Below are 18,300 nucleotides of genomic sequence, written 5' to 3'. Positions count from 1 at the left end.
TGGCTCCCGCTCTTGCAATTGCAATAGCGGCAATTGGTTAGAAAACAGATAAGCCAGGGATCGACATGGGGCTGTCGACCGGCCGGCGCCGTGGGCTCGGCACCATCACGAACGCACCGGCAACTCCATGCGGATGCGGGCGCCGGGCCATGAACCCGTCAGGATGCGGATCGTTCCGTCATGCAGCAGTGCGATCTGCCGGGCGAGGTTCAGTCCCAGCCCCGCCCCCCGCGACTGTGGCTGCAAGCGGTAGAAGGGCTCGAAGACGTTCTCGCGCTCTTCCGCGGGAATGCCCGGGCCCTCGTCACGCACTTCGATGCCGCCGCTGCCATCGATGGCGATCGTGATCGTGCCGCTGCCGCCGCCATGCTTGATGGCATTGCGCACGAGGTTGGCGAGTGCCCGCTCGATCTGCAGCACGTTGACCTCGACATGACCGTTGTCGGGCGATGGCTCGAAGGCGAGGTCGTAGCCGGCCTCGATGGCCAGCGGAGCGAAGTCGGCGGCGACCCGGCTGACGAGGTCGCGGAGGTCGACGATCTGGCGCTGGTCCGACGGGCGGTCGAGCAACTGATGGTCGAGCAGTTGCTGGGCAAGATGCGACAGGCGCTCGATATCATGCAGCAGGCGCGCGCTCTGCGGCTCCTGCTTCAACAGTTCGGCGCGCGTGCGCAGGATGGCGATCGGCGTGCGCAGTTCATGCGCCGCGTCGGTGAGGAAGCGGTTATGCCGGTCATAGCCTTGCGCGAGGCGGGCGAGCGCCTCGTTGAAGGCATGCACCAGCGGCGCGATCTCCTGCGGCACTTGCTTGACCGGCAGTTGCATGGCCCGGGTGCCGATATCGATGCGAGCCGCCTGGCGCACGGTGTCGACAAGGCCGGCGAAGGAGCGGCGCACCACGGCCGGCGTGGTCACCAGCGTCGTCGTGCCCATGACGAGGATGATGGGCAACAGCAGGATCGCGATCACGATCGCGATCGCCGGCAAGGCGCGCTCCCAGTTCCTGCTGCCGTCCGGATTGCGCACGACCTCGACGGTGGCCGAAATGTTGATCTCGAGGCCGTCGGTCTGCTGGCGCGACGACTGCGTCGCGGCGACGATCTGTACCGTTCCGGCCTTGGTCGCGGCGTTTTCGATATAGGCTTCCGGCCGCATGTCCTTGTCGGAGAATCCGATCGTGGCGTGATCGGCCTCGCCAAGCAGGTCGCCGAAATTCTTCGTATAAACGTCAGGGATGGTGCCGGAGCGCACGCTCTCGCCGCTGCGGTCGCGGACGATGTACCATACATTGGGGAACCCCTCGCGAAACGCGGCGAGTTCTTCCGTTTCGCGCACGATCAGCCTGCCCTCCTCGTCCCGGTCGACGGCATCCTTGACGGCCGCGACCGCAGCCTCATTGTCGATCAGCAGGCGCGGATTGGCGATCCACAGAGCCGCCGCGCAAAGCACGATGAAGATGAGCAACGTCGCCGCCTGCAGCAGGATCAGCCGCCGGACCAGGATCCACTGCAGCGAGCGCGTGCGCACCTTCTTCACGAGGCTGCCCGCAACAGATAGCCGAGGTTGCGGATCGCCCGGATCTCGATGCCGGCGGCGACATCGTCGAGCTTGCGGCGCAGCCGCGAAATATGCGCATCGAGCGCGTTGGAGCCGATCTCGTCGTCCAGTGCGTAGACGGCCTCCTCAAGCGCGCCGCGCATGATGGTCCGCCCCGGGCGGCGGATGAGCGTTTCGAGCACCAGCCTTTCGCGCCGCGGCAGATCGAGCGCCTGGTCTTCGACCAGCGCCTCGCGGTGGCGGAAATCATAGGTGAGGCGGCCGACTATCGTCTGGTTGGCGCGCGAGGTGAACGAGCGCCGGTGCAGGGCATGAAGCCGCGCGACGAGCTCCACCGTGGCGAAAGGCTTGACCATGTAATCGTCGGCGCCGGCGTCGAGCCCGGCGACGCGCTCGTCCAACCCGCTCATTGCCGTCAGCGCGATGACGGGCACATCCAGGTGCAAGGCACGCAAGCGCGGTATGAGGCTGAGACCGTCGCCATCCGGCAGCCGGCGGTCCAGCACCACGGCGTCATGATAGCCCAGACGCGCCACGGCCTCGGCGTCGGCCAATGTCGCGGCGTGGTCGACGATGATGTTCAGACGCTCGAGAGCGGTCTTCAGCACCGAGGCCATTTCCGGTTCGTCCTCGATCAGCAGGACGCGCATATGTATTCTCCTTTATCCGCGGCCAATGGGTGTCGGTGGCCGCGGCAATTCATTCGCATTCGAGCTTCGGCCGGCGGAAATTGGTGATGAACCAGCGGCCGCCGGAGGCGCGGGCGTAGAATGGGTAGAAGCATTCCCGACGGTCGATATAGCCGGGCGTTTCGGTCTCTTCATAGACGGTTCCGTGCTTTGTCTGGCGAACCTCGCCGCTCGATGTCCCGGAAACCGCCGACGTCGACACTTTGCGCCACTGATAGGCGCGTTCGCCCTGGCCGAGATCAACGATCGCCGTTGGCGGACCGTAATCCAGGACGACCGATTCGACCGGCTGCCCGACATAATTCTTCATGATGTCGGAGGCGCAGCCCGCGAACGTCAGCACGATTGCGATGAACGATGCCTTCGAGGCTCGAATGAGATGGTCCGCACCGTGCATGAACATGGCTGATTCCCGTCGTGAAATTCATGCGCGGGACCTAGATCGCGAAGATTACATCGACATTGCGACGACACGCTTGGACCCGGCCTGTCGCCTGAAAAGGTCGTCTGGTACATTCTGAAAACAGCGCGTCTGCGCGACGCCATTCAACAGCATCGCGCAATCGCATTTAAACAATTCCATTCCTAGAACCGGTAGTTGATGCCGGCCTTCAGCTCATGGCTGCCGATCGTCGTCTTGGACTTGCCAAGAGCCGATCTCGCCTCGACGTCGGGGGTGCGGACATAGTCGTACTCGACCTTGGCGGACAGCCCGCCGGCAAAGCCCTGTTCGATACCGGCGCCGAGGAGATAGCCGACCTTCCACCCGTCGACGCTGCCGACATTGTCGCCCTTGCCGAACTTGGTCAGGGCAACGCCGCCGGTTCCAAACAGCAGCGTCTGGTCGAAGCTCACGCCAGCCTTGGCCTTGGCGGCGCCGCGCCATTTCTCCTTGATCTTGCCGCCCCGGACGTCATGTTCGGCGCCGCCCAGATACGAACCTTCGATCTCGGCGCCCAGAACCGCCGGACCCATCTGCTGGTTGTAGCCAGCCTGGACGCCGCCACTGAGGCCATTTCGGCCTGCAAAGGGATTTGGCATCCCCGTGAATGCCGTGCCGCCATGGACGCCGACATAGGCGCCGCTCCACTGGAAGGCGGGGGGATCATTGTAGGCGGGTGAAAGGTCGGCGGCCATCGCCGGCCCGAGAAGGCCCAAAGCGAGGGTACCCGCCGTCAAGACGATCTTTGCTTGAGAGGACACGAGCATTACTCCAACACAAAACGCGCATCCGGCAATCGGTACGCAGGTTAATTCCCGGGAGCACGACCGTTGCGGCGGTCAGGCTCCGATTTGGCGTCATTCAGGGATGGCTGCGCGGTTTGGGGCCGGCTCTTTTGCCGGCTGGGGTAAGGAGGAGAGCGCCGCGCGGTCCATCACCTGAAAGACGTGGAGTGTCTCGCAGGTGAAAATTGCACGCACATTGCGCGATATTGGAGAACGACGATTTTGTTCTTTATTTTCAATAAATTAGAATTATCTTGTTTACTTCTATTTAAGAATTTTGGCCTTCGGAAGCTTGCGGTCTCGATCACTTGTTCGAGATGAACAGCCTCTCCGATTGCGCGGCTGTCTCGCGGCGACGTACAGAATCCACTAATCTCTGGCCGAACGCCAGGGTTCGCCGTGATCAGGGCAATTCGGGGGAATTTGCTTTGCGGATCGTCTATTTCCATTCGGATACGCATCCCTATGACAAGGCGATCTATCCCGGCGTGGGCCCGGCCTTCGCCAAGCCACTCTCCTGGGAGGCTCGGCCGATCAGCCAGCTAGGCCGGGGCGATTATGATTGCGCCATCGTCGACAACCGTCTCGAACCAGGCGATGTCGAGATGCTGAAAGCGCATCTGGCGGCTCCCGCGAGCCGTCGGTCGCCGCTTTTCTTCCGGGTCAGCGATCCGGACATGCCAGAGACGACCAATCCTTGTGTCAGGTTCATTTTTGATTGCGCCGACCATCCCGGCGTTCATTATGCCACGACCTATGATCCCGAGGGACCCTTCCTGGCCTTCGTGACGACGCTGAAGGTCTCCTGCGTCGTCCATCTGCCCTACCCCTACGATTCTTCGCGAGAGGTCGAGGTTCCGTTGGCCGGCCGCCGGCGCAAGATCTTCCTGTCGGGCAGCAATTCCAAAACCCTGTATCCGCTGCGCTACGCGCTTCGTCGCCGACGCTCGCGGCTGCCATGGCTGAAATTGTTCATCTTCGACCTGAAGCATCCCGGCTATCCGGAGGCCGGAAAGCCGCCGCGTCACAACATCACCCATGCGCGTTTTGTCGGCCTTGCGGCTGAGTTCACCCATTTCTTTCTCTGCGGGGCCCGTTACAATTCCGAACTGATGAAATACGCCGAATGCGCCTATGCCGGCTGTGTGCCGGTTGGCGTGCCGGCCACCTCGCTGAATGCGGCCGCAGGGCGATATTTTCGACCATACACCGCTCGCGGATTTGATCTTCTCAGGGATGTCTACCAGCCAATCCCGGCGCTCGAAGAGCGGGCGGCCGGCTACAGGGCCGCGATGCGTGACTTGAGGTCGCCTGCCAGGATCATCCGGGAGTTCACGGCCGAGGTCAGGAGCATCGAGCGCCAGTGACTGTCATGGATGCGGAATGGTCAGAGGCAGGGCCGGACGGCGCCATAGAGCCCGTCGTCAACGCCCTCTGGATCGGAGCATCGCTGGACGACCTGCATGCCGCCTGCCTGCGTTCCTTCGTGCTGGCGGGGCATCGGATGCGTCTTCATTGTTACGACGTCCCACGAAATGTTCCCCCCGGCGTCGAAACGGTCGACGCCTCGAAGCTGATGTCGAGGGACCAGGTCGTCTATTACCGGTCGAACGGAAGTCCGTCGCTCTTTTCCAACCTATACCGCTTGAAGATTCTGGAAGCCGGGTTGGGGCTCTATGTCGACTGCGATGTGTTTTGCCTCAGGCCAATCCCGAAACAGGACTATATTTTCGGTTTTCAGGCGAGTGATCAGCTCAATGGCGCGGTGCTGAAATTGCCGGTTGGCAGCCAGATACTGCTTGAGATGCTGAAGTTCGCTGACGATCCCTACTATATCGTGCCATGGCTCGTCGGCTCAAAGCGGCTCCGCTACAAGCTCCGCAAATTCATCGGCCTGCCGATCCACATCTCCAATTACGGATGGGGTAAGTTGGGGCCTGAGGCGATCACTTATTTCGCCGGCAGCACCGGCGTCATTCATCACGCGGCGCCTATCGACGTCTTCTATCCGGTCAGCCACCATCAGGTCGCGATGTTGCTCGATCCGAACCTTTCGCTTTCGCATATCGGCACGCCACGCACGCTGTGCATTCATTTGTTCGACCACACGTTGCGCCAATGGATGACGGGCCGTGCTGTCCCGGATCGTTCACCCCTCGGTCAGATGCTCGAGCGATGCGGGTTTTCAACGGCTGGCGGAAGCTAGCAGTGAATGCCGGCTTGACGCGGCAGTTTCCGCGCACGAACGGCGCTGGCTTGATGGATGGTCGCCGAGCACGTATCTCTGGGCCGTGCCCTTGAGTCTGGGCGTTTCAATCGGGAGACGGCCTTGTCCGCACTGACGCGCTTTCTCGGCGACTCGCCGCTCAGGGTGATCCTGAAACTGCTGGTGGTGTCGTTCCTCGTCGGCCTTGTCATGAATGCATTCGGCTGGTCGCCGATGGATGTGTTCTATGCCATTCAGAGGTTCTTCACCGACCTCTGGAACCTGGGCTTCCACGCTATTGACCGCTTCCTCGGCTACATCCTGCTCGGTGCCGCGATCGTCGTGCCGGCTTTCATCCTGCTCAGGATCGCCAACTACCGGAAATAGAAGCATGATCCCGAAAAGTGGGAACCGGTTTTCGCGAACAAACGGTTTCCATTTGTCCAGAGATCATGCTCAAGAAAGATCGTCAGGCATAACCCGAGGCGGCCTCGAACAGGATGGCGTGGCGCGCGGCAAGAGCGGGCACGTCAGTGGAATAGCCGCCGCCGATGACGCCGCAGACGGGAATGCCGAGCCCGCGAAAATGGCCGATGACCATCTCGTCTCGGCTGCGCAGGCCGTCATTGGAAAGTGCCAGCCTGCCGAGCCGGTCCTCGGCATGGACGTCGACGCCGGCATTGTAGAACACGAGATCCCAGTGCGCCCTGGCCGACAGCTGCGGCAGGATCGTGGCCAGCCTTTCCAGATAGGCGGTGTCGCCCGTCCCGTCGGGCAGCGCGATGTCGAGGTCGGAGGCGATCTTGCGCACGGGGTAGTTGCGGTCGCCATGCATGGAAAAGGTGAACACGCGCGGATCGCCGGTCAGGATATCGGCAGTGCCGTCGCCCTGGTGCACGTCGAGATCGACGACCAGGATGTTTTGTGCCGCGCCCTCGGCGAGCAGCACCAGCGAGGCGACGGCGACGTCGTTGAAGGTGCAGAAGCCGGCACCTTGCGCGCGCCGCGCATGATGGCTGCCGCCGGCGGTGTTGCAGGCGATGCCGTGGCGCAAGGCAAGCCGCGCCGCCAGGACCGTGCCGCCCGTGGCGAGCTGCGCGCGCAGCGAAACGCGCGGGTCGATCGGAAAGCCGATCTCTCGCTCGATTTTTTCCGGCACCGAGCAGCTGATGACTTGGTCGACATAGTCGGCCGCATGGGCAAGCTTCAGCCATGATGCCGGTGCCGGGGTCGCGGTGTTGAGCGCCTCGGGCCCGGCCATGCCGCGTGCGCGCAAGGCCTCCATAAGCAGCGGGTACTTGCTCATCGGGAAGCGATGGTTGGTGGCGAAGCCGGCGTCGTAGTCGGGATGGTGGACGATCTGCAGGGGCATGAACGGAATCCGGCGGCTTCACGCCAGACCGGGATTTCGGTCGGCCGTCGCGGCAAGAATGATTGCGCGGTGGCCGGTAAATGGGGCACATCGGCTCTTCGATCAAGCCGCAACCAGCAAGGCAGCTATCCCTTGGACAAGGGTGCAACCCCAGCCGACGCCAAATCCTTTGACGTCACCAACCGATCCGTCCTCGCCATTGCGGTGCCGATGACGCTCGCCTATCTGACCACGCCGATGCTCGGCCTGGTCGACACGGCTGTTGTCGGGCAATTCGGCGACGCGGCCCTTCTCGGCGGCCTGGCCGCGGGCGCGCTGGTCTTCGATGTCGTTTTCACCAGCTTCAATTTCCTGCGCTCCGGCACCACCGGCCTCGTTGCCCAGGCGTTCGGGCGTGGCGACCCGCTCGAGGAACAGGCGGTGTTCTGGCGCGCCGTGCTGATCGCGGTCGTTGCCGGCGTGGTGTTTGCGGCGCTTTCGCCGTTGATCGCCGCCGGCGGCCAGTGGTTCATGGATGCCGGGCCGCGAGTCAGCGAAGCGATGGGCGTCTACATCAGGATCAGGCTGCTTGCCGCACCTTTCTCGCTGATCAACTATGCCATCCTCGGCTATGTGCTGGGGCGCGGCGAGGGCGGGCTCGGTCTGCTGTTGCAGCTGGTGCTCAACGGCATCAACATCGCGCTTTGCTTCCTGCTCGGCCTGAAGCTCGGCTGGGGCGTTGCCGGCGTCGCCTGGGCGACCGTCACCGGCGAATTCGTGGCCATGCTGCTGGGTCTGGCGATCGTCGTGCGCCGGTTTCGCTCGACAGCGCCCTTGCCCCGCCATCGGCTGCTCGATCTGGCTGCATTCCTGCGCATGCTGTCGCTCAACCGCGACATCATGATCCGCTCGTTTTCGCTGCTTGCCGCCTTTGCGCTGTTTACCCGCCAGGGCGCGCAGTTCGGTACGGTGACGCTGGCCGCCAATGCGGTCTTGATGAATTTCTTCCTTGTCGCCGGCTATTTCCTCGACGGTTTCGCCACCGCCGCCGAGCAGCTCGCGGGTCGTGCGGTCGGCGCGCGCGCCGAGTTGCCCTTCCGCCGGGCGGTGCGGCTGACCCTGTTCTGGGGGTTAGGGTTGGCCGGGGCCGCGACGCTGGTTCTGCTGTCGGCCGGCGCCAATCTGGTTGCCATCGTCACCACCTCACAGGAGGTCCGCTCGGTGGCCGACATCTACCTACCGTGGGCCGCGTTTACCGCGTTGAGCGGCGTGCTGGCGTTCCAGATGGATGGCGTCTTCATCGGCGCGACCTGGTCGCGCGACATGCGCAACATGATGTTGCTGTCGTTCCTCGTCTTTGCCGTCGCGCTGCTGACGCTGGCGCCTGCTTTCGGCAATCACGGCCTGTGGGCGGCGCTGCACGTCTTCCTGCTGGCGCGTGGCTTCAGCCTGTTGACGATTTTGCGGCTGCGGGTGCGCACGGCGTTCAGCTGAGTGGCTTCGATGCCCATTGATCGAGGCGGCTATCGCGCAATTCACGAATGGATTTGAACCGCTCCCTTTCCATCAAGCCTGCCATCCCGGCGACAATACGGCCCGGCAGCGCCGGCCCGGCATAGATCATGCTGGTGTAGAGCTGGACGAGATCGGCACCCGCGCGGATCTTTTCTAGTGCCGTCTCGGTGGAATCGACGCCACCAACGCCGATGATGGCGATGTCTGGGCCGAGCAGCTTGCGCATCCTGGCCAGCACGATGGTCGAGCGTTCGAACAGCGGTTTGCCCGACAGCCCGCCAGTCTCGCGCGCGGCATCGCTGCTGCGCAAGGCCGGCCGCGAAATGGTGGTGTTGGAGACGATGACGCCGTCGATCCGTTTTTCGATAATCTCGGCGGCGATGTCCTCCAGTTCTGCCTCGACCAGATCCGGCGCGATCTTCAGGAGAACCGGCGGCTGCGCTGATGCGGCGGCGCGCGCGGCCATGACGCGTGACAGCAATTCGCCGAGCTGCTCGCGCGCCTGCATATTGCGCAGGCCGGGCGTGTTGGGCGAGGAGATGTTGACTGTCAGATAGCCGGCATGAGGCGCAAAGCGGGCGACGCCGCGCTCATAGTCGCCGATGCGGTCGGTGCTGTCCTTGTTGGCGCCGATGTTGACGCCGACGATGCCGGGGCGCCCCTTGCGCGCCGCAAGGCGCTTTTCGGCCGCGGCATGGCCTTCATTGTTGAAGCCCAGCCGGTTGATCACCGCCTCATCCGCCGTCAGCCGGAAGATGCGCGGCTTCGGGTTGCCGGCCTGCGGCAGCGGCGTCACCGTGCCGACCTCGGCAAAGCCGAAACCGAGGCCAAGCAGCGCGTCGGGCACCTCGGCGTTCTTGTCGTAGCCGGCGGCCATGCCGAGCGGATTGGGGAAATCGAGGCCGCAAAGACTGACCTTCAACCTGATGTCGCGCACCGGCCGCGCACCGACCGGCAGGCCGCAGCGCAGCGCCGCGATCGACATGCCGTGCGCGGTTTCCGGATCGAATGTGAACAGCAGTTTCTGGCCGAGCCGGTCGAGCACGCTCATTGCCCCTCCAGCTCAGGGAATTGGTGCGTGCCATCGGCGCCGAGCGGCAGCGGTCTCACCCATTTGACGGCTTTCAGTTCCAGCACGCCGTAAAGATGCGGGAACAGCGCGCCGCCGCGCGAGATCTCGTATTTCAGGGCATCGCCCAGGCTGGCGCCGTCGATGGCGACCAGCAGCAGGTCTGTCTGGCCGGAAAAATGCTTTGCCGCGGTTTCCCGGACCTGTGCTGCCGTGGAGAAGTGGATGAAGCCGTCGGCCGCATCGATCGGCGCCCCGGTGAAGCGGCCATCGGCTTCGGCCTCGCGCCAGGGCGCTTGCGGGGTTATCTTGTAGATAATCTGTGACATGGTTGCGCTATAGAGCAATTCTAGGAAAAGTGTGAAACGGTTTTCCGTCCGGAATTGCGTCAAAAAGATTCCGAACCAGTCGTGCGGGAAAGGCCATGCCAAGGGTCTTCCCCATTTCCGGCGCAAACATGCGATATTTGAGGCTTTGGCCATGGAGGACAACATGCGTCTGCAACACATCTTGATCCCCGCCGCACTCGTTTCACTGGTCGCGGTATCAGCCTATTCGGAAGAAACCGACCGTTACCGGCTGGAAAAGTCGGCCACCGGTTATATCCGCATGGACACCCAGACCGGCGCGATGTCGATCTGCGAGGAGCGCTCCGGCCAGCTCGTCTGCAAGATGGCGGCTGACGAACGCGCCGCGTTCCAGGACGAGGTCGACCGCCTGCAGACCTCGATGAAAGCGATGGACGAGCGCCTCACCAGGCTCGAGAATTCGCTCTCCGCCCGGCTCGAATCGAATTTGCCGAGCGAGGAGGATTTCAACAAGACGATGAGCTACATGGAGCGCTTCCTGAAGGGCTTCATGGGCATCGTCAAGGATATGGACAAGGACAGCGGTGGCGGCGCCCAGCTCAATTCGCAGAAGACCTGAGGGCTACAAGCAAGGGAAAACGCCGCGCGCTGGTTTTGCCGCTTGAAAACAGCGCGCCGCCCCTCATAATCGTCCAACTGATCCCGCAAAAAGCAGTAAATCAGGGTTCGGGGAGGGACATATGCCGTCAGGCTATTCTTTCGTCATCGCCGACGATCACCCGCTGTTTCGCGGTGCGCTGCGCGAGGCGCTATCCGGCATCGGCAATGTGGCCGCCATCCACGAGGCCGGCGATTTTGAAAGCGCCAAGGCATTGGTCGTGGCCAATGAGGATATCGATCTGGTGCTGCTCGACCTGTCGATGCCGGGCGCCAGCGGTCTCTCCGGCCTGATCTCGCTGCGCGGCATTCATCCCACGGTGCCGTTGATCGTGGTGTCGGCGCACGACGATCCGGCGACCATCAGGCGCGCGCTCGATCTCGGCGCTTCCGGTTTCATCTCCAAGTCGGCCAGCATGGAGGAGATCCGCGACGCCGTGCAATCGGTACTTGCCGGCGACATCGCGGCGCCTGTCGGCGTCGATCTCGGCGTCGAGCGCGATCCCGAAATATCCGACCTGATCAAGCGGCTGCAGGCGCTGACGCCGCAGCAGACCCGCGTGCTCGGCATGCTGGCGGAAGGCCTGCTCAACAAGCAGATCGCCTATGAGCTCGGTGTCTCCGAAGCGACCATCAAGGCGCATGTCTCGGCCATCCTGCAGAAGCTCGGCGTCGATAGCCGCACCCAGGCGGTCATCCTTCTATCCAAGATCGGCGGCGACCCGCTGCAACAGGCGAACTGACGCCGGAATCCGACGCCTGCGACCTATTCGGCGGCCGATGCCAGCGGCCTGACCCTGGCCATCATCGAGCGCAGCACCGCCGGTTTCAGCGGCTTGTTGATCACCGGAATGTCGAGCCCGCTTGCCGCTGCCCGGACCTCGTTGGACCGGTCGGCGGTGACCAGCACGGCCGGCAGGTCGTCGCCATGGATCGCACGCAGCCGGGCGATGATGTCGAGACCGGTTTCGCCGTCGAGATGGTAGTCGGCAAGCACGATGTCGGGGCGGTGTCGCGCGGCGTTCTCCAGGTCTCGCGAGCCGGACACCGTGTCGACATTGCATCCCCAGCCTTCGAGCAACAGCCGCATGCCTTCGAGGATGCGGGCGTCGTTGTCGACGCAGAGCACATGCAGCCCCGCCAGCGAAGCCGCGGCGCGGGCGGGAGCCTTGGTTTCGACCTCGCGCCGCGGTTGCTGCACCGCCGCCACCGGCAGGATGACGGAAAAGCGCGTGCCTTGGCCGGGATTGGAGAAGATGCGGATTTCGAGCCTGAGCACGCGGGCGATGCGGTCGACGATGGAGAGGCCGAGGCCGAGGCCTTCGGCTTCCCGCGCGCCTTCGTCCAGCCGGGTGAATTCATGGAAGACGGTGTTCAGCTTGTCGCCGGCGATGCCAATGCCGGTATCGATGACCTGGATTTCCGCCAGTTCGCCGCGCCGCCTGACGCCGACCAGGATGCGGCCCCCGCGTGTATATTTGATGGCGTTGGAAACGAGATTCTGGATCAGGCGGCGCAGCAAATTGCGGTCGGTCACCACCGTCAGGGAAGACGGCATGATCGTCAGGCCGAGCTTTTTCTCCGCCGCCATTGGCCGAAAATCATTGCCGATCTGGCGCAGCAACCCGTCGAGGTTGAAGGCGGTGTCGTCGGGCTTCATCGCGCCGGCGTCGAGGCGTGAGATGTCGAGTACGGCGCCGAGAATCGTCTCCACCGATTCCAGCGAGGATTCGATATTGATCGCCGCCTTGCCGGCGGGTCCCTTGCCGGCTTTCTCGATCAGCGAGGAGCAATAGAGCCGGGCGGCGTTCAAGGGCTGTAGAATGTCGTGGCCGGCGGCGGCGAGGAAGCGCGTCTTGCCGAGATTTGCCTCCTCGGCCAGCATCTGGGCCTGCGCCAGCTCTTCGTTGACCCGGGTCAACTCGATGGTGCGGGTCTTGACGCGTTGCTCCAGCGATTCATTGGCACGCTTCAGCGCCAGATCCTGTTCGACGCGTCCGGAGATGTCGGCATAGGTGGCGACGATGCCGCCATCGGGCATCGGGTTGGAGCGCAGTTCCAGGATGCGGCCGCTGGTCTTCAGCTCCATCTGCCAGGGGCTGACGAAGCTGGTCAGCCGGTTGAGCATCGTCACGCGCTGGTCGGCGGGGATGTCGCCGCGCTCGGCGAGATGACGCAGGATCTGGTCGAGCGAGACGCCGACCTGACCCATCTCGTCGGGCAGGTCGAACAGTGCCCGATACTGGCGGTTCCAGCAGATCAGGCGGAAATCCTTGTCGAAGACGGTGATGCCTTGTTCCATCTGGTCGAGCGCGATCTGCAGCAGGTCGCGATTGTGCTGCAGCGCTTCGGTGGCGTCGTCGAGCAGGCGGAAGGCATCCCGGGATTCGCGGTCGTGGCGCCGAAACAGCAGCGACAGGATCAGCCGCGCCGAGGAGGAGCCGACGGCGCTGGCCAGAAGCTGCTCGGAGAAGCGGATGACGTCCATGCTCGCCTGCTCCTTGCCGTGCAGCGAGGTGCCGCTGGTCTTCTCGAACGACTGGAACGAACGCTCGGTGCGCTCTACGCCGAGATAGCGTGCGATGGTGTCCTTGAGGTCATTGACGGTAATGGCGGTGCGGAAGCGGCGCAGGCTCGGCATCGGACCGGCTTCCCTGGGCACGAAGATTGACGCCTGGATCCGTTCCAGCGGCACCGATGCGCGCGACAGCGAGCCAAGCACGAAAAACAGCGTGTTGATCGACAGGCTCCACAACACGCCATGGTTCAGCGGCTCTGCCATGGTGCCGAACAGCGCCTGCGGCCGCAAGGCCTCGAAACCGAACAGCCCATGCACGAGGATATCGGTATCGGGGGCTGCAAGCGATGGAAACAGCAGCGTGTAGCCCCAGACGATGATGCCGGCGACCATGCCGAGCGCGGCACCCCTTCCGTTGGCGCCGCGCCAGATCAGCCCGCCGATCAGCGCCGGCGCGAACTGCGCGATGGCGGCGAACGACATCAGGCCGATCGACGACAGCCGTGCTGAGTTCGTGCTCTCGCGGTAATAGAGAAAGGCGATGAACAACAGGATGAAGATCGCCCCGCGCCGCACATTGAGGATCAGCGTCGACCAGTCCTCATTCTCGGAGGTGGAGGTCTTGAGCAGGCGGCGCACGAACAGCGGAATGACGAGGTCGTTGGAGATCATGATCGACAGCGCCACGCTTTCGACGATCACCATGGCGGTCGCAGCGGACAGGCCGCCGATGAAGGCCGCCATCGCCAGAACGTCATGGCCGCTGAACAGAGGCAGCGACAGCACGTAGAGATCGCTGCTGGTGCCGGTGCCGACCAGCGACAGGCCGGCGAACGCTATCGGCAGCACGAACAGGTTGATCGCCACGAGGTAGAGCGGGAACACCCAGGTCGCGGTGCGCAGTTCGGCCTCGCCGCGGTTCTCGACGATGGTGACGTAGAACTGCCGCGGCAGCATGATGATGGCAAAGCCGCTCAAGCCCGTCAGCACCAGCCAGGTGGCGAGCGAGGTGTTGTAGCCCATGGCCTGCCGCACCTGCGCATTCTCCGCCAGCTTGGCGAACATGTCGCCGGGGCCGCCGAAGATCAGGAAGGTGACCATCAGGCCGATTGCCAGGAAGGCGGCGAGCTTGACCACGGTCTCGACCGCCACCGCCAGCACCAGCCCGTCCTGATGTTCGGTGGCGTCGGCATGGCGCGTGCCGAACAGCACCGCAAACAGCGCCAAGAGCATGGCGACGACAAGCGAGATGTCGCTGACGAACGGATCAAAGGACGGTGGTGATCCCGTATAGTGCTCGACCATCAGGCTGACCGAGCCGGAGATCGCCTTCAGCTGCAGGGCGATATAGGGTACCGCACCGATGGTAGCGATCAGCGTGGCGATCGCGGCGACAGTGAAGCTTTTGCCGTAGCGCGCGCCGAGAAAGTCGGCGATCGAGGTGATCTTCTCGGTCTTGGCCAGCCGCACGATGCGATTGAGCAGTGGAAAGCCGAACACGAACACCAGCACCGGGCCGGTATAGATGCCGAGGAATTCGAGGCCGCGTTCGGAGGAGAGCCCGACCGAGCCGAAGAAAGTCCAGGAGGTGCAGTAGATGGCGAGGCTGAGCGCGTAGATGAACGGACGTGCCCGGCCTGGCCCCGAGCTGGCCGAGCGGCGGTCGCCCAGGCTGGCGATGGCGAACAGCAACGTCACATAGGCGATCGCGATGATGACGATGAACAAGCCCTGCACGCCTGGAATTTCCTCCTTTGCCGCCTTTTTATCCGGCTTGTTCGAACGCAATCACAGCTTGGGGCTGGAGTCCATTGCGGCTTTGGCAGCATGATCGGCTCTTGAGATTCAGGAGGAGAGCCCGGGCGCTTCCCAACGTGCCGCAACGGGGGTGTCGTGACGGAAGGAGAAAGCGGTTGTTTTCTCCTTTTTGCCCATGTTGCAACTTCAGGTTTTTGTTATGGTGCGTCAGGTCGATGCCGCAAGGACGGAACGGCAGCGCGGCCGGTCATTACAAGGAGGGTCGAATGCTGAAAGAATTCCAGGAGTTCATTTCCAAGGGCAATGTGATGGACCTTGCGGTCGGCGTCATCATCGGCGCGGCCTTCGGCAAGATCGTCGATTCCCTCGTCAACGACATCATCATGCCGATCGTCGGTGCGATCTTCGGCGGCCTGGATTTCAACAACTATTTCTTTGGCCTTTCCGCGGCCGTGACCGCCACTTCGCTCGCCGACGCCAAGAAACAGGGCGCGGTTTTCGCCTATGGCAGTTTCATTACGGTGGTGCTGAACTTCATTATTCTCGCCTTCATCATCTTCCTGATGGTCAAGGCGGTGAACAATCTGCGCAGGCGGCTCGAGGCCGAGAAGCCTGCCCCCGCTGCCGCACCGCCCCCCGCCGATGTCGCGCTGCTGACCGAAATACGCGATTTGCTCGCGAAGCGGTAATTCAGCCAGCCTTCGCTGGACCAAAACCCCGGTCGCTCACGGCCGGGGTTTTCTGTTGTCGTATCTGGTAAAGAGCGGCAACCCTGCGTCAAAGCAAAGAGTTAGAAAACGGATTGTCCATGAGCCTGATCGAAAGCTTTCGTGCTGAAGCCCGCGCCGCGCCAGAAAGCGGCATTGTCGCCGTCGTCAATTACGGCCGCCTGCGCGACGGCCTGATCCCGCTCTGGGCCGGCGAGGGCGACCTGCCGACACCTGCCTTCATCACCGATGCCGCGTCGAAGGCGCTGGCCGGCGGCGAGACGTTCTACACCTGGCAGAGGGGCATTCCCGACCTCAGGCAGGCCCTGGCACGCTACTACTCCAGGCATTTCGGCAAGACGTTCCCGGAAGAGCAATTCATCGTCACCGGATCTGGCATGCATGCCATCCAGATGTCGCTGACCGCTCTCGCCGGTGCCGGCGACGAGGTAATCTATCTGTCGCCGGCCTGGCCGAATTTCGACGCCGCCGCCGCCCTGTCAGGAGCCGTTCCGGTGCCGGTCACATTGGATCATTCTGGCAATGGCTGGTCCTGCGACGTCGAGAAGATCGCGGCGGCGATGACGTCGCGTACAAAAGCCCTGTTCATCAACACGCCGTCGAACCCGACCGGCTGGACCGCCGATCATGAGACCTTGCAGGCGATCCTCGATCTCGCGCGCGCCAGGAATGTCTGGATCATCGCCGACGAGATCTATTCGCTGTTTCACTATGGCCATGGCCGTGCGCCGTCCTTCCTCGACATTGCAACGGAGGAAGACCGCATCCTGTTCGTCAACTCCTTCTCCAAGAACTGGTCGATGACCGGCTGGCGTGTCGGCTGGATCAAGACGCATCCGAGTTTGCAGCAGGTGTTCGAGAACCTGATCCAGTATTCGAATTCCGGTGTTGCCCAGTTCATGCAGCGCGGTGCCGTCGCGGCCCTTGACGAGGGCGATGGTTTCGTCGCCGAACAGGTGGAGCGGGCAAGGCAGGCGCGCGACCTGGTCTGCGGCATTCTCGGCGCCACCGGCCGCGCCGGGTTTACCGTGCCGCAAGGTGCCTTCTATCTGTTCTTCACCGTCGACGGCATCACCGATTCCCGCTCCGCTGCCTTCGACATCGTCGACAAGGCTAATGTCGGCTTGGCGCCCGGCACCGCTTTCGGTCCCGGCGGCGAAGCGTTTTTGCGCCTGTGCTTCCATCGCCGCCTCGACCAGGTCGAGGAGGCGGCAAACAGGCTGGCGAAGTGGATGAAGAGCGCTTGAAGGCTGCTTGCGGGCCGTCTCAGCCAATCTCCAACATTTGTGATTATCCGCTGCCAATCATGCGTTCGTCATTCTAGGGCGCAGCAGTCGCGAAGCGACGTCGCGGAGACCCTAGAATCCATGCCGCGACCTTGGAGCGTCGCGGCGTTGGAGAAGACGGGCGCACTTCCGTAGCGCCCATGAGCGCAAATCAGCCGCCTGACTTGGGTACCAGCAGAGGCACGATCCGGTCGCTCTTGGCCACGGGCGGACGGCCGGCGGAGCCGTAGGGGATGCCGAGCGCATCCCATGTCTCGACCAGCGCGTCCTGCAATCCCGCGATCAACGCGTCGGAATGGAACGGCGTCGGCGTGATGCGCAGCCGCTCGGTGCCGCGCGGCACGGTCGGATAATTGATCGGCTGGATGTAGATGCCGTGCACGCCAAGCAGCCGGTCGCTCGCCATCTTGCAAAGCTCGGGGTCGCCGACCAGCACCGGCACGATATGGGTTGGCGACTCCATCACCGGCAGGCCGACGGCCGAAAGGATCTGCTTGGTCCGGCTCGCCTGCTGCTGCTGCGCGTCGCGCTCGGCCTGCGATTGCTTGAGATGACGGATCGAGGCGGTGGTGGCGGCGGCGATCGCCGGCGGCAGCGCCGTGGTGAAGATGAAGCCCGGCGCATAGGAGCGAACCGCGTCGATCACCGCGCTGGTGCCGGTGATGTAGCCGCCCAGCGTGCCGAACGCCTTGGCCAGCGTACCCTGGATGATGTCGATGCGGTCGGCCAGGCCCTCGCGCTCGGTGATGCCGCCACCGCGTGGGCCGTACATGCCCACGGCATGGACCTCGTCGATATAGGTCATGGCGTTGTAGCGTTCGGCGAGCTCGACGATCTCTCTGATCGGTGCGATGTCGCCGTCCATCGAATAGACGCTTTCGAAGACGACCAGCTTGGCGCGTTCGCGTCCCGCCGCCTGCAACAGGCTTTCCAGATGCGCGATGTCATTGTGGCGGAAGATCTTCTTCTCGGCGCCCGAGCGCCGCACGCCTTCTATCATCGAGGCATGGTTCAACTCGTCCGAGATGATCAGGCAGTTGGGCAAAAGCCGCGCAATGGTCGAGATCGAGGCTTCGTTGGAGACGAAGCCGGAGGTGAAGACCAGTGCCGCTTCCTTGCCGTGCAGGTCGGCAAGCTCATGCTCGAGCTCGACCAGCGGGTTGGAGGTGCCCGAAATATTGCGGGTGCCGCCGGCGCCCGAACCCATTTTGCCGGCCGCGTTCTGGAACGCGGCGATGACATCGGGGTGCTGGCCCATGCCGAGATAATCGTTGGAGCACCAGACGGTGATTTCCTCGGCGCGGCCATTGGAACGCCATATGGCGCGCGGAAACTTCCCCGCTATACGCTCGAGGTCGGCGAAGACACGATAGCGACGCTCCGCATGGAGCTGGTCGATCGCTTCTTCGAAGAACCGCTGGTAGTTCATGT

General features: G+C 63.3%; 17 protein-coding genes. 8 read left to right on the top strand and 9 right to left on the bottom strand.

Annotation, left to right across the window (positions count from 1 at the left end; genetic code table 11):
* Positions 1–105: 105 nt before the first annotated feature.
* From A3AU_RS0119935 to A3AU_RS0119915, 4 genes are all read right to left on the bottom strand, one after another.
* A complete protein-coding gene (locus A3AU_RS0119935) occupies positions 106–1,536 on the bottom strand; it encodes a sensor histidine kinase (protein ID WP_027054439.1) in 1,431 nt (476 codons plus the stop codon).
* Entirely contained in the window at positions 1,533–2,207 is a 675-nt protein-coding gene (locus A3AU_RS0119930; RefSeq protein WP_027054438.1) for a response regulator transcription factor, read from the bottom strand. Before A3AU_RS0119930 ends, A3AU_RS0119935 begins: the two co-directional genes overlap by 4 nt.
* Positions 2,208–2,256: 49 nt before the next feature.
* The gene (locus tag A3AU_RS0119925) at positions 2,257–2,649 is read right to left on the bottom strand and encodes a hypothetical protein (RefSeq protein ID WP_027054437.1); all 393 of its coding nucleotides are present in this window, start codon (positions 2,647–2,649) and stop codon (positions 2,257–2,259) included.
* Positions 2,650–2,831: 182 nt separating this feature from the next.
* Entirely contained in the window at positions 2,832–3,449 is a 618-nt protein-coding gene (locus A3AU_RS0119915; protein WP_027054436.1) for an outer membrane protein, read from the bottom strand.
* Positions 3,450–3,901: 452 nt separating this feature from the next.
* On the opposite strand from A3AU_RS0119915, the gene A3AU_RS0119910 reads away from it, so the two are divergent.
* From A3AU_RS0119910 to A3AU_RS0119900, 3 genes are all read left to right on the top strand, one after another.
* Positions 3,902–4,840: a hypothetical protein gene (locus A3AU_RS0119910; protein ID WP_027054435.1), complete on the top strand. Its 939-nt coding sequence runs from the start codon at positions 3,902–3,904 to the stop codon at positions 4,838–4,840.
* Positions 4,837–5,679, top strand: a complete 843-nt coding sequence (locus A3AU_RS01000000135705) for a glycosyltransferase family 32 protein (RefSeq protein WP_154674618.1) — start codon at positions 4,837–4,839, stop codon at positions 5,677–5,679. Before A3AU_RS0119910 ends, A3AU_RS01000000135705 begins: the two co-directional genes overlap by 4 nt.
* A gap of 123 nt (positions 5,680–5,802) precedes the next feature.
* Positions 5,803–6,066: a DUF6460 domain-containing protein gene (locus A3AU_RS0119900; RefSeq protein WP_027054434.1), complete on the top strand. Its 264-nt coding sequence runs from the start codon at positions 5,803–5,805 to the stop codon at positions 6,064–6,066.
* An 82-nt stretch (positions 6,067–6,148) separates the two neighbouring features.
* On the opposite strand, the gene A3AU_RS0119895 is transcribed toward A3AU_RS0119900, so the two are convergent.
* Complete coding sequence (locus tag A3AU_RS0119895) at positions 6,149–7,051, bottom strand: histone deacetylase family protein (RefSeq protein ID WP_027054433.1); 903 nt, start codon at positions 7,049–7,051, stop codon at positions 6,149–6,151.
* A 132-nt stretch (positions 7,052–7,183) separates the two neighbouring features.
* Between A3AU_RS0119895 and A3AU_RS0119890 the strand changes: the two genes are divergently transcribed.
* A complete protein-coding gene (locus tag A3AU_RS0119890) occupies positions 7,184–8,524 on the top strand; it encodes an MATE family efflux transporter (RefSeq protein WP_027054432.1) in 1,341 nt (446 codons plus the stop codon).
* Here A3AU_RS0119890 and A3AU_RS0119885 read toward each other — a convergent pair.
* Positions 8,517–9,596 (bottom strand): quinone-dependent dihydroorotate dehydrogenase, encoded by a 1,080-nt coding sequence (locus A3AU_RS0119885; protein WP_027054431.1) that lies wholly within the window; start codon positions 9,594–9,596, stop codon positions 8,517–8,519. The two genes, A3AU_RS0119890 and A3AU_RS0119885, sit on opposite strands and share 8 nt — an antisense overlap.
* The gene (locus tag A3AU_RS0119880) at positions 9,593–9,943 is read right to left on the bottom strand and encodes a DUF952 domain-containing protein (RefSeq protein WP_027054430.1); all 351 of its coding nucleotides are present in this window, start codon (positions 9,941–9,943) and stop codon (positions 9,593–9,595) included. Before A3AU_RS0119880 ends, A3AU_RS0119885 begins: the two co-directional genes overlap by 4 nt.
* A gap of 163 nt (positions 9,944–10,106) precedes the next feature.
* Here A3AU_RS0119880 and A3AU_RS0119875 point away from each other — a divergent pair, with 163 nt between their 5' ends.
* On the top strand, positions 10,107–10,541 hold the full coding sequence (locus tag A3AU_RS0119875; protein WP_027054429.1) for a hypothetical protein: 435 nt from the start codon (positions 10,107–10,109) through the stop codon (positions 10,539–10,541).
* Positions 10,542–10,662: 121 nt separating this feature from the next.
* A complete protein-coding gene (locus A3AU_RS0119870) occupies positions 10,663–11,322 on the top strand; it encodes a response regulator transcription factor (protein ID WP_027054428.1) in 660 nt (219 codons plus the stop codon).
* Between the two features lie 23 nt (positions 11,323–11,345).
* On the opposite strand, the gene A3AU_RS0119865 is transcribed toward A3AU_RS0119870, so the two are convergent.
* Positions 11,346–14,834 carry a PAS domain-containing hybrid sensor histidine kinase/response regulator gene (locus tag A3AU_RS0119865; RefSeq protein WP_027054427.1) on the bottom strand — a complete coding sequence of 1,163 codons (3,489 nt, stop codon included), beginning with the start codon at positions 14,832–14,834 and terminating at the stop codon, positions 11,346–11,348.
* 287 nt (positions 14,835–15,121) lie between these two features.
* Between A3AU_RS0119865 and mscL the strand changes: the two genes are divergently transcribed.
* On the top strand, positions 15,122–15,544 hold the full coding sequence (mscL, locus tag A3AU_RS0119860) for a large conductance mechanosensitive channel protein MscL (RefSeq protein WP_027054426.1): 423 nt from the start codon (positions 15,122–15,124) through the stop codon (positions 15,542–15,544).
* Positions 15,545–15,663: 119 nt separating this feature from the next.
* On the top strand, positions 15,664–16,830 hold the full coding sequence (locus tag A3AU_RS0119855; protein ID WP_027054425.1) for a pyridoxal phosphate-dependent aminotransferase: 1,167 nt from the start codon (positions 15,664–15,666) through the stop codon (positions 16,828–16,830).
* Positions 16,831–17,020: 190 nt separating this feature from the next.
* Here A3AU_RS0119855 and hemA read toward each other — a convergent pair whose 3' ends face one another.
* Positions 17,021–18,298, bottom strand: coding sequence for a 5-aminolevulinate synthase (gene hemA / locus A3AU_RS0119850; protein WP_027054424.1), 1,278 nt, complete (start codon positions 18,296–18,298; stop codon positions 17,021–17,023).
* Positions 18,299–18,300: the final 2 nt, after the last annotated feature.

Origin of the sequence: Mesorhizobium erdmanii USDA 3471, assembly GCF_000472705.1 — a bacterium.
GTDB classification, from domain to species: Bacteria; Pseudomonadota; Alphaproteobacteria; order Rhizobiales; family Rhizobiaceae; genus Mesorhizobium; species Mesorhizobium erdmanii.
This window is presented reverse-complemented; position numbering and strand designations above follow the sequence as displayed.

Bases quoted from the DNA above. Each gene is read 5' to 3' on its own strand.
- A3AU_RS0119925 (WP_027054437.1), bottom strand. From the start codon at position 2,649: ATGTTCATGCACGGTGCGGACCATCTCATTCGAGCCTCGAAGGCATCG.
- A3AU_RS0119875 (WP_027054429.1), top strand. From the start codon at position 10,107: ATGCGTCTGCAACACATCTTGATCCCCGCCGCACTCGTTTCACTGGTC.
- A3AU_RS0119895 (WP_027054433.1), bottom strand. From the start codon at position 7,051: ATGCCCCTGCAGATCGTCCACCATCCCGACTACGACGCCGGCTTCGCC.
- A3AU_RS0119930 (WP_027054438.1), bottom strand. From the start codon at position 2,207: ATGCGCGTCCTGCTGATCGAGGACGAACCGGAAATGGCCTCGGTGCTG.
- A3AU_RS0119880 (WP_027054430.1), bottom strand. From the start codon at position 9,943: ATGTCACAGATTATCTACAAGATAACCCCGCAAGCGCCCTGGCGCGAG.
- A3AU_RS0119870 (WP_027054428.1), top strand. From the start codon at position 10,663: ATGCCGTCAGGCTATTCTTTCGTCATCGCCGACGATCACCCGCTGTTT.
- A3AU_RS0119855 (WP_027054425.1), top strand. From the start codon at position 15,664: ATGAGCCTGATCGAAAGCTTTCGTGCTGAAGCCCGCGCCGCGCCAGAA.
- A3AU_RS0119885 (WP_027054431.1), bottom strand. From the start codon at position 9,596: ATGAGCGTGCTCGACCGGCTCGGCCAGAAACTGCTGTTCACATTCGAT.
- mscL (WP_027054426.1), top strand. From the start codon at position 15,122: ATGCTGAAAGAATTCCAGGAGTTCATTTCCAAGGGCAATGTGATGGAC.
- hemA (WP_027054424.1), bottom strand. From the start codon at position 18,298: ATGAACTACCAGCGGTTCTTCGAAGAAGCGATCGACCAGCTCCATGCG.